The organism is Anabaena sp. PCC 7108, assembly GCF_000332135.1.
Taxonomy (GTDB): Bacteria; Cyanobacteriota; Cyanobacteriia; order Cyanobacteriales; family Nostocaceae; genus Anabaena.
On the sequence record NZ_KB235896.1, the window covers coordinates 5,663,823 to 5,678,920 of the forward strand.

The 15,098-nt window shown below is 36.5% G+C and carries 6 protein-coding genes; 2 read left to right on the forward strand and 4 right to left on the reverse strand.

The window, feature by feature from the left end:
* The first annotated feature begins 53 nt into the window (after positions 1-53).
* Complete coding sequence (locus tag ANA7108_RS0126335; protein WP_016953828.1) at positions 54-6,692, forward strand: hypothetical protein; 6,639 nt, start codon at positions 54-56, stop codon at positions 6,690-6,692.
* A gap of 44 nt (positions 6,693-6,736) precedes the next feature.
* Positions 6,737-7,519, forward strand: coding sequence for a hypothetical protein (locus tag ANA7108_RS0126340; RefSeq protein WP_016953829.1), 783 nt, complete (start codon positions 6,737-6,739; stop codon positions 7,517-7,519).
* 59 nt (positions 7,520-7,578) lie between these two features.
* Here ANA7108_RS0126340 and ANA7108_RS0126345 read toward each other — a convergent pair whose 3' ends face one another.
* The 4 genes from ANA7108_RS0126345 to ANA7108_RS0126360 all read right to left on the reverse strand — a co-directional run bounded on the left by ANA7108_RS0126345 (position 7,579) and on the right by ANA7108_RS0126360 (position 14,924).
* Positions 7,579-8,241, reverse strand: coding sequence for a Uma2 family endonuclease (locus ANA7108_RS0126345; RefSeq protein WP_016953830.1), 663 nt, complete (start codon positions 8,239-8,241; stop codon positions 7,579-7,581).
* Positions 8,242-8,682: 441 nt separating this feature from the next.
* Positions 8,683-12,792 (reverse strand): hypothetical protein, encoded by a 4,110-nt coding sequence (locus tag ANA7108_RS0126350; RefSeq protein ID WP_016953831.1) that lies wholly within the window; start codon positions 12,790-12,792, stop codon positions 8,683-8,685.
* Positions 12,793-13,490: 698 nt separating this feature from the next.
* Positions 13,491-14,477 carry an MvdC/MvdD family ATP grasp protein gene (locus ANA7108_RS30745; RefSeq protein ID WP_016953832.1) on the reverse strand — a complete coding sequence of 329 codons (987 nt, stop codon included), beginning with the start codon at positions 14,475-14,477 and terminating at the stop codon, positions 13,491-13,493.
* A gap of 210 nt (positions 14,478-14,687) precedes the next feature.
* Positions 14,688-14,924 carry a hypothetical protein gene (locus ANA7108_RS0126360; RefSeq protein ID WP_016953833.1) on the reverse strand — a complete coding sequence of 79 codons (237 nt, stop codon included), beginning with the start codon at positions 14,922-14,924 and terminating at the stop codon, positions 14,688-14,690.
* Positions 14,925-15,098 lie beyond the last annotated feature (174 nt).

Here is a 15,098-nt window from a genome sequence, read left to right on the forward strand (position 1 = left end):
AACCTCAATCAAGAAATAGCAATTATCTTTTTCATCAAAAATTTATCAAAATTATGACTTTAGAATTCAAGCACTTTGATACTAGACTAAATCAGTGGATTCATACAGATGGTAATACCGAAAATGCCAATTCAATTTTAACTGAAAAACTAGATAATACACTTTTAGAATTCTTCTTACCAGAGAGAGATTTTTCCTTTGGACAAATGGATGAACACTGCACAGCAGAAGACTTAAAGAACCACCCAAATGGCGATGTGTTACTGTTTTCATCCAAAACTAGGCTACTCTACGGTTTACCAGAATGTTTAGAGATCATTGAAAAACTTTGTCCAGATAGAAAAGACCGTGGTGCTTACGGTTCTATTTTTTTAGGATCATGCAAAAACGCCATCCATGAAAAACTCAATATTTTAGTAGTAGATGACACTAATGGAGAAAATGGAGGGATTTTACCAAATGATGTGGCATATAAATTTGTAGGTGACTGCTACGGGCAAATTTCAACTGAACTATATGACACAATAACTAAAAGAAACGAACAACAAGATAAAAGTTTCCGTGTAATACAACACCGCTTTGGCTGGAGAGATGGAGATGGGGAAGATACCAAATATCGGTTTGGCAAAGGCACACTTCGTCCTTATAATCTAGATGAAATAAAATATTTAGATTCCAATAATAAACCCAAAATAGACCTAATCATCCCCATATCTAGCTTTAAGGGAACAGATAAAGATAACCCATCTACACCAATTAAACCCCAAATCAAACCAGGTTTATATAATCAAACTATTTGGTTGGGTGAAAAATCACAGTCTCAAAAAGGTAAGACTGCCATTTCTCAACTACTGGCTTCTTTCCCCCAAGGCATCAAAGACTTTGCCGAAGAATTAGAAAAGCAAGCACAAGAACTCGCAGAAATCCAGAAAGACCCAAGGAAAGTAGCACAGTTATATTGTGAAAAATACGAAAAACGCAAAACTTTTATTGAACAGCAAAAAACTGAACAATTAGTAAATGAAGCTGTAGAAAAAGCAGTGGAATTATCTACTGATGAACCTAAGATAGATGAAAATTTATATCCAGATGATTTACAAGAAGATAGTGAATCTGAACAAGATGACTTGTTAATATACAAAATTATCAAAGCAGACTTACTTGGTCATTCCCAACTTTTAGAAACTGAGAAAGTTAAACAAGAACTTACCCGATTTGTACAAAATGAATGGCGGGATATTGCCCTTGGTCGTGTCCTTACATTTGACCGAGGAATGATTATTCCCTCCAAAGAACTCAAAAATGGTGAGATTTCTGTGCCTTGGATAGCTGAGGGTGAAAAAATCCTGAATTTTCGCTCCCCTTTCCTCAATGCTAATGGTTTATGTGTTTCCATCAACAAACATATTGAAGATTACTTAGGACCAGATGGCAACCCCTTGGCAGGAATTATCGTAGTTAACGATGAAGACCACAAACGCATTCAAGCTAGGATTGAAGCCCTAAAAGCACAAGGTATTGAAACTGAAGAATTAGACCCCATAGAAACAGAATCAGAACGTCAAGGTCGAGACTTTGATGGTGACTGTATTGGTGTGGAATTAGCAAGTAAATATCCTAATTTTACCGCCGAAGCTGAATACAGAAACTTGCCTGAAAATGCTTATGCTCCCACAGTCAAACTGAAAAAGCAATCTTTTTACAGAGAAGATGGTACACAACCTGAATTTGAAGAAATCGCTATTCACATGAGTGATGGTATCAGTGTTGGTATTATCAATAATCATGTGACAGCACTAGAAGCTTTAGAGTCAGAAATTGAAACTTTAATAACTTATGGAAATTCTCAACAACAAACAGAATATTTAGACCAAGTTGGTAGTCATTATAAAAAATTAGTCAATTTAGAAAATAATCAAAACCATCCTCAAGCCATACGGGAAGAATACAGAGAACAGATGCAGGAATTTCTCAAACTTGCATCTGTTCAAAATAGAAATTCTCAAGTGATAGAACAAGCAATGGCAATTAATCGCAATATGTACCGACAAATGATTGAAGCAGCTTGTTTCCAAAATCAAATTGCGGTGGATTTATTTAAAAGTGCCAAAAAACCTGATATGGAGGTAATAGCTGAAAATAAACGCTATCTTTATCGAGATGTTAATTATATTAAAGATAAAAAATCTTCATCTGCCTACTTAAATGAAGGTATTACTACTACTGGCTATTCACCAGTGGAGTTACTAATTAACCAAGTTAATAAATACTTTGAAGCATCTCATTTAGAATCACGTCCTATTATCCAATTTCAAGATTTATTTAAAGGTGTAGAATTTACTCCTCAACAAAAATTTCAGGCTATATTAACCAAACAAGAATTTGATGATAAATTCAATGTAGCTACTAGATTAAATAAACGTCGAGAAACTGAACAAGGACCTTATGCTGTTGTCAAAACCAGCAATGGTACAGAAATCACCATTACTAATCTCACTCGCTACGAACATCCAGGAATTTGGAAAGGTTCTACACTCAATATTCGTTTAGAAGAAATTCCAGAAAAATATCGGTCTTTACAACGTCCCCATACTTTGTTAGCAATAGCACAAATTGATGGAGAAACGGAAAATGGAGAAGCTAAATATTGCAAGCTGGGAACAGTTAGTCAACAATCTGTAATTGACTATAAACTTAAACCAGGAATGATAACTCAGGGAGCAACATTAGTTGAAATGAAACCTGAACTCAGAGAAAGTCAAATCAAGTTACTGTTTCAAGAAGCTTATGCTGTTGCTGAAAATTTCTATAATTTAATTCCTGAAGACCAAAAATTAGCAGCCGCAGCCGCAACATGGAATATATCAGCTTCTCGACAAGATGAATTAGAACAAGGAGATAATTCAAGTTTCAACTCTCGTAAGAAAGTTTCTAACTTTGTATTTGCAACTTTTGGTAAGGAAATAGTTGGCCGATTAGATGAGTTACAATTTTCACAACTCAAAGTATTAGGAATTGGTAAGGAAGGAGATAATTTTGTTGGCAGAGAATGGAATCCGCAAGAAAAATATTCGATAGAAATACAAGCAAGTCGCTATCCTCCAGGACATGAAAGACATAATTCTAGATTGGTTTTTGTTAAAGATGATGATGAAAAATACAAAGAATTTGCTGTTTTGGAACAAAGAACAGGCCAATTAGCAATTGGTACTCAGGCACAAGCATATATTAAACCAGGTGAATCTTATACAGCTACGGCAACTATTAATTTACCATCGCAACCACCAATCAACATTACTATCAGAGAAATTAGTAAATTTTCTCATGCAGGTAAGACTTTCAATAATGAACCAGTTACACTCACTATTGGTAATGTACCAGTTCCTATTGACACAGCTAAAATTAAATTGGCTGGTCAAACATTAGGAGAACTAGATGCTGATTCAATTCAAGAATTAAGAAAAATAAATTATTTAGCTAATGGTAATCCGCTACAACTTAAATTAAAATCTATTGGTGATAGTCAACATGAAGGTGGTTTTATTATTGCTGAATCACCTCATGGCAATTTATTAAAAATCAATAAAATTAATGTTTATGATTTTAAAGGTCAAGTTTTTACGGGAGAAGAATATAAAAGCGTTAGTTTAGAAGTACCAACCAGTAAAAATAGGGATGCTGTTTTTCTTAATGGAGAATTATTAGGAGTTCTCCACTACAAAAAAGATAAGGAAGCACTACAAAATTTGGGAGTGCTTAAACATGGTCAACAAGGTTCTGTGAATTGTACATTACAAAGTAATTTTTCTCACACTTTTATTAATATTGAACCCAACACAGTACAATATCCCGAAATTTGGACAAAGGAATCTCAAGCTTTTCAAGATAATTCCCAATCAAATACGGTAACAAAGCAAGAGGTGATGGTTGAAAAAAGTGGACTATTGCTGGAAAAGATCAAAGAACGTCCGACAATATTATTCACTAGTCAGGAAGATAAGGTACTGGGATTAATAGGAATAGCAGTGGACAACCACAAAACAGAATTAGTTCAGAATTGGTTTAAATCTAAAAATATTGAATTTAATGTTTTACCGCCACAAGATGTACCACTAGAAACAAAAAAAGGTCTTTCTGTAATTTACTTGGTTAGTAGTACAATTTCATCTGATGATTTTGATGCTTTGAAGGCAAAGTTTGGACAACCATTAAGTGCTGACGGAAAAAATAGTGCTTACAATCAATATCTTAATTCCCTTCCCAATAGACCACATATAATAGGAGAAAGACTAGATAAAGTTCAAGAATCAGTTACAACTACAATACCTGTTACAGTTACACCCAATTTAGCAAATAAAAATCTACCGGAGCAAACAATTGTAGTTGCTGAAAATCTGCAAACTATATCCGCAGTAGCTGAGGTATTACCTGCTGATAACACCATTGTCTCCAAACCTGAAGAGAAGGATGTTGTGATTTCGGGTAAACCTGTGCAAATGGTGTTTCCTCTGAAAATGCACGGTGAACCCAATCCTTTACCTGTCAGCACTACTATTGATGCTATGCGCGGATATGGTAGATGCCACACAACCAGGACTTATGAACCGTACAAAGCTTATGGGTTTAAAGAGGGAGATATAGCGATCGCCGTAGGTGGCCATTCTGCGATAACTTCCAGCAGACCATCTCCTCAAAACTCTACACAAATAGCGATCGCCTCCAACGGGCGTTCCGCCATCGCCATATCCAGTTCCCAACAAGTTGCCTTTCGAGTAGGTAAACAATACCGCATCACCCCAGAAATGATTGCAGATCCAGCATATCAGCAACAGTGGGCAGCAATGGAAAAACACAGCAGTCGAGAACTGGCCGGTTTTAGGGATAAACCCGAAGTGTGGGGACTGCATACAGAACCGCTGGGAGATTATGTCAACGGAAAAATTGTGTCTTTCCCCAGTCCAAACCTTGAACAGTCATTAGTTACACCTGCTATACCACCACCTTTATCTACAGCTACACCCCCAGCTACTGTTATTACTTCTCCAGTGAATATCGGTTCGAGAAGTTCTGACCCTCTAGGTGCGGCTGTGACTAATCCTACTGTTAAAGCCAAGGAGTTAGGCAAAATCCAAGGAGAATATCCTGTATCTTTCCGTGATAACGCCGCAGTACCCGCCGGTAAATATGGACCAGAAACTTATACCCAAGATAAACCTGCTGGAGTCCCTTTTGTCTCTGCTGAACAAGCTTACCAACACTACAAAACAACAGTACCTTTGGGAGAACCACGAATACAGTTAATGACAGAAATTATTCAAGCTAAGTTAGAACAACACCCCAAGTTGTTTGCAGCTATCACCCAAAGAGGAGGAGTAGAATGGTTGGAAAACTGTACTCACTATGTCACTTCTACCAGAGATAACTACTGGGAAGGCAAGGGTAAAGAATCTCCGTTTATTCGCGCTTTGATTGAGGGATATTCTAAAGTGTTGGAAAATTCTCAGACTATTCAAGCATCCTCAGAATTGATACCAAAGGTTTCTGTACAAACAATTACAACCCTGTCCACACCTCAATCCAAAGATTTTGTCCAAGAAATTCTTAGTTCTCCCAAAACTTCCAACCCACTTGCTAATCTCCAACCCCTAAATGCTGCTGTAGCAACGCATATGCAAAAGGATGTGGCAATGGCTGAAGTAGCTACTCAATTCATTGGTATATCATCTGCACCACCTGAAACACTCTCTAGCACCCGTAATTATCAAAAAGCTTGGGGGGAAAGGGCAAATACGGGGGTGTACTCAGCTAATGACACGATTATGGTTTCAGGTTCTGGTCCTTGGAGGGGTGTTACTCAACAACAAATTTTGGACACCTTCAATAATCATTATGTACCGTTAATTGATCAGGCGATCGCTGTTGGTAGTTCTTTTATAGTGGGTAATGCTGCTGGTACTGACCAACTGGTAAAACAATATTTAGAAGTACAGGGATATAAGTTGGAAGCTGTAAATGATGGGTACACACGCGCAGTCAAGCTAGAACAAGATACTACGCTTACCAATCAACAACCACAATCTATTACACCAACAGCTTCAGAAGTATCTTCCCCAGTACCTATACAGCAATCATCTATGATGTCATCTAATGAGATAAAGTTGCCTAACTCTACGCCGTTTTCCTCATCCAACATTATTCAAAAGGAGGTAGTTGCTGATAAAACTATTCAGGATCAAGAAACAACATTAGAAAAATTAAGAACTTGGTATTTGACTGCACAAAAGTTGGGTAAGTCAGCAGAATATATTCAGCGAATTGCAGAGGTTGGTAATCAATTTAAGTCAGGTGTAGAATTAACAGAAAAAGCAGTAGTAGCAATGAATAATGATTTTCAAGAACTACATTCTATCAATCGTCTTACCCAAATTGCTCAACGAATGGGGGATGTATTTGGCATTCCTCAAGATAATGGAGACGTTATATTACAAGGTAAAGAATACTTGATTTCAATCAATAACTCTCACAAAGATTTAACGATTATAAAAAAAGATGGAACTGTTTTAATGGATATTAAATTAGGACAAATTAATCAGACTCAAATATCCGCTGAAGTTATGGATGTATTTGAAGAAATCAACAATAATATCAATCAATCTTTGGCATCAGTCAAAAATCAGTATCTTCAAGTTTAATATTTAACCAAATTAGTCTTTATTCAATTCATTGGCATAAATTTATGACAACTAATCCTTTAACTATACTCACTGAAGAATCAACCAAAATATCACCCGATATTTCCCCTGCTAAAGCTGCTTATATGTTAAGCCAACTTCTCGAATATGTTGATTATAATGAATTAGAATCAATTCCGGTAACAGAATCTGTAAACGTTGAAGAACAAAGCGATGCTATTAAAACACTGGCATCTATTATTGCTAGTCTCAATTCTGGAAGGACTATGGAAGAATCTGTTATAATAGCTTTTGAACCAGAAGAGATCCAGGTAGAAAATCCAGAGTTTATTCCTAAATTACCAGTTATATTGGCAGATGATTTAACTGTGAGTACAATAGAAAAGGAGAAAAACAATCTCGATCAAATTAATCATGATTCAATTATAGTTTTGGTAGATGAACAGAAAGAAAACCAAACAGAAATATATGAGGAAGACATTATCTTGTACGTCATTCCTTTGATAATAGCAAGGTTAATGAGCGAAGAAAGTTTAATAGAAGATAGTGGAGATGGAAAGATTAGAGTTTATCAATCAGATGAATTTACTGCTTCACTACAAGTTACAGCGACAGAGGAGCAAATTTTAATCTTGAAAAGAAAGCAACATTTGTATTCTGAAGCCGAAGTTGCTTTAAATGCTGTGAGAAAAACAAATTATGCCCAGTTTCAAGTTACTACAAATCAATTAACAGAGGCAGAGATAGAAAAGTTTAAACTGATAGCGTTAATGGAGTATAATCAAAGTAATCAACTACTTAAAAAGGAACAAGAGTTAGGAGATTAAAAGAATTTAGGACTTAATCAATAAATCCAAAACATTGATTAATAAAGAAGTTCAAAAATTTACAATGTATTTGGGTCAATTCCCCTTGCTTGTAACCTAGCTAAAAGAGCTTGCAATTCTTCCTCTTGGGTAGAATATCTGTTACCATTTTCGTCATACCAATATAACCATTCCCTAGTTCTACCTTGATAAGTTCCCTGTTCCCTACCAATACCTAAACCTACTTCTGGCATCCAAATTTTATCCCCTGGTTGGAGAACATATTCACCATTGACTAAGCGGTAAACTTCTAAACGTTGACGTTTCCGACGTAGGCGTGTAGGGGCATAAATGACATAATATAAAATGCCTAATTCTGCATAGTCTAATTTCTTTTGCTCATATTCGTAATTGTAAGTTTGAGAAACAATTTCTAAGGCTAAAATTGGGGAAATACCATCTTCTTCCCAAAGTACATAACTAGAACGTCCATTTTCACCAACAAAGCGTTCTACTCCCAAACTTAAAAACGCATCTGGGACTATAGCAGGTTTACTTCCTGCATAATAAACTCCCATATTAATACCAAAAAACCAGTCATCTCGCTTTTGCCAAATATTGACTAGGATGGCTAATAATAAGTTGGGAATTAAAATTTGTAGTTCGTTATCCACTGGGGTATCGTCTGAATCTGGTAATTCTGCTGAAGAAGGTAAACAATGTAATGTATTGTAATTTAACATATAGGACTCCTATTTAATTTTGGCGAAACTAGGTACATCTTGATTCCTTGTTTCCTGTCTTCACGAAAATTATGGCTTACACCACACTCCACGAACGTGAACACTATCAGGAATCAAACTGAATTCCTATAAATATTTAACTGTTGACAGTTCATTAAAAAAATGACTCATATCATTTCTATTTGTGAGTTTCACTACTCGTTAGAGATATAGTTATTATATCTGTTGGGTTAGGAAACAGAGAACGGGAGCATCCCAATTTTGAAAAAAATAAACGTAGCCACACCAAAAACTCTCTTCCATTTGTGTAAAAGCCTACAGCACGCTATGCACGTGCATCCTTTACGATAATGCCTCCGGTTTTCGTAAGGGATACAATTAATTATATAAAACCTGGATAGTTTTTTTATTAGATAAAAATAAACTTACACACTTAGGATGCTACCCAGGAAACAAATAATCAACTTCTATCAATTCCTGAAACCAACATTTAGGCAATATTGAAAGTAAAGCAGCGATAATTTTAGACTGCGATTTAATTGGCATTTTATCTAAAAAATACTGCCAATCAGTATCATTTAAATGTTTATCTATCTCAAATACTTTATTAAGTATTTCGTGATTAGATTTCGTCTCCAAATCTTGCAGACTAAAATCTATATCTGTCATTTCCAATTCCTCTTTTAAAAAATCACTTATATCATCCAAATTATTCCTTTTACTATTATTACTATTTAATAGAGAAAGGAATATTTTTAACCATTGTTTCCAACCTCCTCCAAACTCAGTTGCTAACTTGGAAACATAACCCTGACTAATACCAGAAACTGCGGCTACAACTGGTTGAGTAATCTTTTGTTCCTGTAACCAAAGTTCTTTAACTGCGGCTTGAATTTTCCACCAAGATTTCTCATCCTTACAACCAGCTTCAATCGTAATTTCTGCTGCTTGCACACATTTGAATTCATATTCTAAAAAGCTTAAATCGTAATCAGCACAGAAGTAAAAATAAAGTTCTGATTCTGGGCGATTATTTACTCTTAATCTGCCGATAGCTTGGATAATTTCAGATTGTGTAACCCAGTCAATAAAATTTTGTAACTCTTGATTTATTTCTGAGTGTTCTAACAAGTTATTACTACTGTTAGCATTTATTTCCAAATCATCTAACTGATAGTCACCTTTGTCCTGACTGGATTTTAAAGTTAGATATAATGTTTCTAAATGACCGATATTCTGATAGGGAATTCCAAAAGTCGCTAAAGCTGTAATTTCCTGGAAATCGTTAGAACCACGACTATCTCTAAACCAACCACCATCTTTAGTTTCACAGCATTTTACAAAGTCAATAAATTTGATGTTACCGTGATGAGATAATAATTCTTGTCGCAGTGTGGTTACTCTTTCTTGACAGTAGGAAGAACGATTTTTAGAAACTTGTCCTAATCCGGTGATTTGGATAATTTGTAAATTGTTGGCTTTGGTTATTTCTTGCTCTATAGTTAAAATTTCCTGTGGGTTAATATCAAACCACCAAGCTATGTACTCAGGTTTGGTGGTAGCGTCTAAGTAAACATTCCATTTTGTTGATTGACTAATCGCACTATGACGTGAGTTACGAGTTGTAATACTTAGCTTTCCATATTCAATGCGAATTGTACCAGGAATTTGTTTACCCCAAACTTGTAAAAACGGTATAAACCAGTTAACTATTATCTCTACTTGAATTTTCTCCACTAATTCAGAGATGGGATTACCAAACTGTTTTCGCATCTTCTTTGGTAAATCACCTAAATCTATTCCATACTTGCTGGTGGAGTTAAAGATTGGTAATAAATCTGGTTGTAAAACTTCTATCGCTTTTGTGATAATTGCATCTAAATTTTCAGGTGGTTTACCCAAAATTCTTCGGACATCAGCATCATTCCAACCGTAGTAAGGTTGTTGAATATCTCCTGTTATACATTGTCTTAAAATTGCCCACATTGGTTGTAATTGCAGACTGATTTCAGGAGAATTAGTCATTAACTCTGCCATTACTCGGTCAATGTCCCGTAAATTGGCAGTGATAGTATTAACTGGTTGTACAGTTTGCATAACTTCATCCCAGAAAATACCGCTAGTTGACCAGTCGAAATCTTCTGGTTGGGGTGCGCTATCAGGATGACAACGAATGCGATCGCTCTTGAAAGTCTCTTTTCTCAAATACCGATGTCCAAAACCTGCTCCAGCAACACCACGACAAGCTTCTAGTAAGTGACAAGTAGCGCAAATAGGATTTTCTGCACCTTCAATAGAGTCTAAATTCTTGCTGCGTAAAACATTAAAAATTTGACTACGATGACAATTACCTTTTGTATCTGGTGTTTCTCCCTGCTTAGGCCATCTTAGGTAACGTTTACCGTTTGGGGTAGTATCCCAAACCATACCTGAATTACGTACATCCAGATATTCATAATTGCGTTCAATTGTTTCTGTACTCACATTGCGAGCATGACTGGTAAAGTACCATAACTTTTCTACTCCCAAAGCTTTTGGTAAAGCTGTTCCTGCATCATGGCTTTTAAATGTACCAGTGGGACTTTTATCTAAAATGTGCTTCCACCCGGCTGCAATAGCTTCAGCGTACACTTGCAAACGCTGACCTTTTTTGAAGATAATTTTCGGTGGTTGTTGTAAAGTGCCATATTTGGGGAACTTTCCAGGTTTGTACTCAATCACCTTGCACGGTGCAATGGGTGAGGATAAACTTTGCCCATCTTCCGAAAGCAGTTGTTTTTTATCAGGTTGTGATATGGAGTCAAATTGATTTTTGATAACTCCCTCATGGGAAAGTAGCTGTCTTTCCTCTTGTGGTATTAAGTCTGGTTGATTTTTGATAACTTCCCCATCTGTGGAAAGTTCTGTTTTTCCGTTTTCCCTATTCTCTGTTCCCCTATTTGTGGTTCTCCCACCGAAACCATCATGATCTGCATTTAACCGACCGGATGAGACAGAAAAATCACCCTTGACAACACCATCACCTTGTGAAGCAGCATCAAACCTCTCAACCTTGTCTCTTCTCTCTTCGTGTTCTCTGTGCCTCTGTGGTTCGTATCTATCCGATACTCCCGAAAAACCTTTCTTGGGACGATAACGCTCCATCATCCGTCCAAACCAGAGCTTGAGGTTGTAGAGCATTCCCCATTCTCGGTCTATCTGAGCTAGGGATTTTTGTACTTGTTCTGAACATCCAGCAAAAAACTCTTCTGGTGTTATGGTTGCGCTGACCGTTTGCGGAGCGTTTTCAAGAGAAAGCATCGTTTCATCATGCCAACTCACCACCACCTGATATCCACCTTTACGGCAGTATTCAACGCCTTTTGCATACTGCTGAATTAAATCTAAATTGTCTGTAGAGTTGGTAGCGGGTTTTAGCGTAATTAGCTTATCCTGCACCAACTGGAATGAACCTTGTTTGAGTAGTTTTCTGATTTGCTGATGGATATGATGGCGATTCAGGTAAGCAGCAGTGCTAATTAGTTTAATCTCATCTTGCCGACCTACGGACAGTAATTCGTCAATGTCTAATTGCTCTTTGGTTTCCAGTTGTCCCCAGTCACCCACAGATAGAGAATATCTCAATTTACGGCACTGTTGCAGAGTATCTTCGTTGGCTTTGGCAATGTGGGGATTGAGTATTGCACCAGCATCAGGCATCAGCCGAATTTCTTGGGGACGTAACCGCTTGAGGTAATCTTTGAGGGTTTGTTGACCATAGCGTGCGGCAGATGCTGTACCAATCACTGCAATATCAGTTTGCCCAGAACGCCACAAAGACACGGCGGTGAGTAGAGATTTGAGTGCGCCTTCGCAGAGAATTACTACTTTCACCTTTTTGGCGTTTGGATGTTTCCAGCAAAACAGAGGTAGTTCACCATTTGGTAATTGGGGTCCGCTTCCCCCCTGGTAGGCACTACTCAACCAAATGTATTTGGGTTGAGTTCGCAAGGTGGCAATTTGAAAGCCGGTGATTTGAAAATTGGGGTCAAGGGCTGCGATCGCAATTCCTTCTCTCCCTAATAGTTTACCTTCAGGTGAAATACCTGTAAGAGCCGACGTTACACCCGCTGGGGAATAAGCTCCAGGTTCCCAGCTTCTCACCCAGCCTAAGTCTTTGAGCCAGTTAATCTCTTGAATAGTCAACTGTCGTTGTTCTTGGAGATGGGAGATATGTTGAGTACCCAAACTACTCACTGTGGAGTTTAAAAGTAATCGGTTTTGGCGATCGCGTTCCTCAATACTCAAACCCCTGTTTGTTTGTCTACTGTCAGCCCGTTTTTGGGGCGAATACAGAGGTTTATCCTGGTTTTGGGCATTATTTTGGTCATCTAGAACAAATAAACCGCCCATATCGTTACGCAGGGGCTTGATAAAGCGATAACCAGCCGGGGCATCATGTTGGCTGAAACTCCGTAGGCACTCAATTAGATTATCTGGGCGAATAGCGCAACCGTGATGGTTGCCACAGATAGGACAAGGATTGCGTTTGGTGGTGTATTGACGTTTCATGGCAGCGCACTCAAAACCAGGTGAGTAGTCCCCGCAGGGTTGGCATAGATGTTCTGACTAGCATACAACCCGGTTTTGAGTAGTTTTTTTTCGGACATATCTATATAATGTGCAATTTTTAGGTGATTTTGGTGGTTAGGGGGTTAAAGCTTTATTGGGTAAGGGTTTCATGAAAATCAATTATCACAAGGGGGGGAGTTAATTATCACAACGGGGGGAGTTAGTGAGTAGTCGAAAATTGCCCTTTTTTATTCTCAATAAGGGCGAGCAGTTTTTATTTTTTAACCTAATATCAATAGTTTTAGGCTTTATTATTGTCAATAAGCTCTATGTTTATCGCAAGTGGGGGATTTAGCGATCGCTCCTCACTGTGGTGTTGGTGATAGTTCCTTGAGGGGGAGTTATTGAGTAGTCGAAAATTGCCCTTTTTTATTCTCAATAAGGGCGAGTAGTTTGTATTTTTTAACGTAATATCAATGGTTTTAAACTTTATTATTATCAATAAGCTGGATGTTTATCACAAGTGGGGGGATTTAGCGATCGCTCCTCACTGTGGTGTTAGTGGTAATTCCTTGAGGGGGAGTTATTAAGTAGTCGAAAATCGCCCTTATTGAGAATAAATAAGGGCGAAAAGTTTTTATTTTTAAACGTAATATTAGGAATTTTAGGTAGGGATTCGGTAGAACCAAAAATGTTAATCAACTATCAAGATAGTTTATTAATAAATTACAAATCTCTTCTGTTAATGGTATTTGTGTTTCTATTTCTAGCCAAAGATATTGACCAAAAGGATTATTTTCTAAAAAAACATATTCATTTTTTGGTGTAACAATAAAATCCATAGCCCCATATAAGAGTTTTTGCTCTTTTAAAAATTCGATGCAGAAATTTTCTATGTTTGAAGGCAACGTAAAAATAGAATGGGGATTCATTTTAGTATGTAATCTCCAGTCTATTTTTGTCTCTTCATTTGCTTGTGAATCAATTTTGACTGCAAATACCTTTTCTCCAATAACTGTAATTCTTAATTCAAAGGCTTTTTCCACATATTCTTGTAGTTGAGTAGGTGATAAAGCAATACTTTGATAAAATTCATAAAAATCATCTTTGCCAATCTTTCTTGATGGTATTCCTTGATTAATACCATTGATTGTCACATTTCCCGTATAAATGGTTTTAATTAAGACCTCTTCTCCACACTCGACAAAAAACTCTTTGGCAATTTCTGGCTGTGTTGTTATGAGTGTTTTAGGAATTTTCACACCGTATTTATTAGCCAGTAAAAGTTGTTGAAACTTAACTTTAGCTTTATTTGCTACAAATGGATCATTTATCCATGTTATGTTAGGTAGCGAGTACAGTATATTGATAAAAGCTTTTGTTTCTGAAACCATAAAATCTTCTTCTGAAGATTCAGCCATTTTCCCAAAAAAAGTAAATTCAGGTTTTCTTAACCATGCTACTTTTAGTTTTGATAAATTTAATATTCTGCTTAGTTCGTCAGTAATCTCTCCATCCCATAAACCATTTTCATCAATGTAAAGATTTACCTTATATTTACAAAGCAAATCTTCTGAATTTAATCGAAATACTTCAATGTTTCTTTGATGTAGATTTTTGATAACTTCGTCAGTATGTGTATCCTGTTTGTTCGTAAAAATTAATATCATATTTTGCAAGCTCATTTTCTAGTGATGAATTAGGTATTTTGATCAATTAACTGTATTTGGTATTGAAATCTGGCTTTGAACCATTAGAGAACATTGTTAATAAAGGCGTTACAAATATAAAAATATTGCAGTACGATAGAATATATTTACTCCTATCGTACTGTATTATTATCTTATTTGATATTGAGCCTTAATCATGGTTTTAGCATATTGCTAATTTCAGCTTTAAGTATCACTTTCCTTTGAATCATCTCTAGCCTGAACCCAGTTAGAACCTGTATTACTATATGTTAATGAAGTACCAGCGTAGATAGGAATATTCGATGTTTGAGTTTTAGGATCATAGGACTGTTTTAGTATCTCTGAACCTTTAATTGCTTCATCATACAATGCTGGAGCGACGGGTTCTACGAAATTTAGGGTAAAAGGTTTTGCTGTTCGCTCAAGAGTTTGTGTTTTCATGAGATTTTTTCCTACATTAGTTTATTCATTTATCTTGTAGAACCCATTTGGGATCTTTTATGAAACACTGTTAGCGGCTTTGGGCAAAAGTGGCTGACTTAGTTAAATCCCCTTCTTTTCAGATTTACAGGGTAGATACCAAATGGGTTCTATATCTAAAAGTTTGATATATAA

Bases quoted from the DNA above. Each gene is read 5' to 3' on its own strand.
- ANA7108_RS0126350 (WP_016953831.1), bottom strand. From the start codon at position 12,792: ATGAAACGTCAATACACCACCAAACGCAATCCTTGTCCTATCTGTGGC.
- ANA7108_RS0126335 (WP_016953828.1), top strand. From the start codon at position 54: ATGACTTTAGAATTCAAGCACTTTGATACTAGACTAAATCAGTGGATT.
- ANA7108_RS0126345 (WP_016953830.1), bottom strand. From the start codon at position 8,241: ATGTTAAATTACAATACATTACATTGTTTACCTTCTTCAGCAGAATTA.
- ANA7108_RS0126340 (WP_016953829.1), top strand. From the start codon at position 6,737: ATGACAACTAATCCTTTAACTATACTCACTGAAGAATCAACCAAAATA.
- ANA7108_RS0126360 (WP_016953833.1), bottom strand. From the start codon at position 14,924: ATGAAAACACAAACTCTTGAGCGAACAGCAAAACCTTTTACCCTAAAT.
- ANA7108_RS30745 (WP_016953832.1), bottom strand. From the start codon at position 14,477: ATGAGCTTGCAAAATATGATATTAATTTTTACGAACAAACAGGATACA.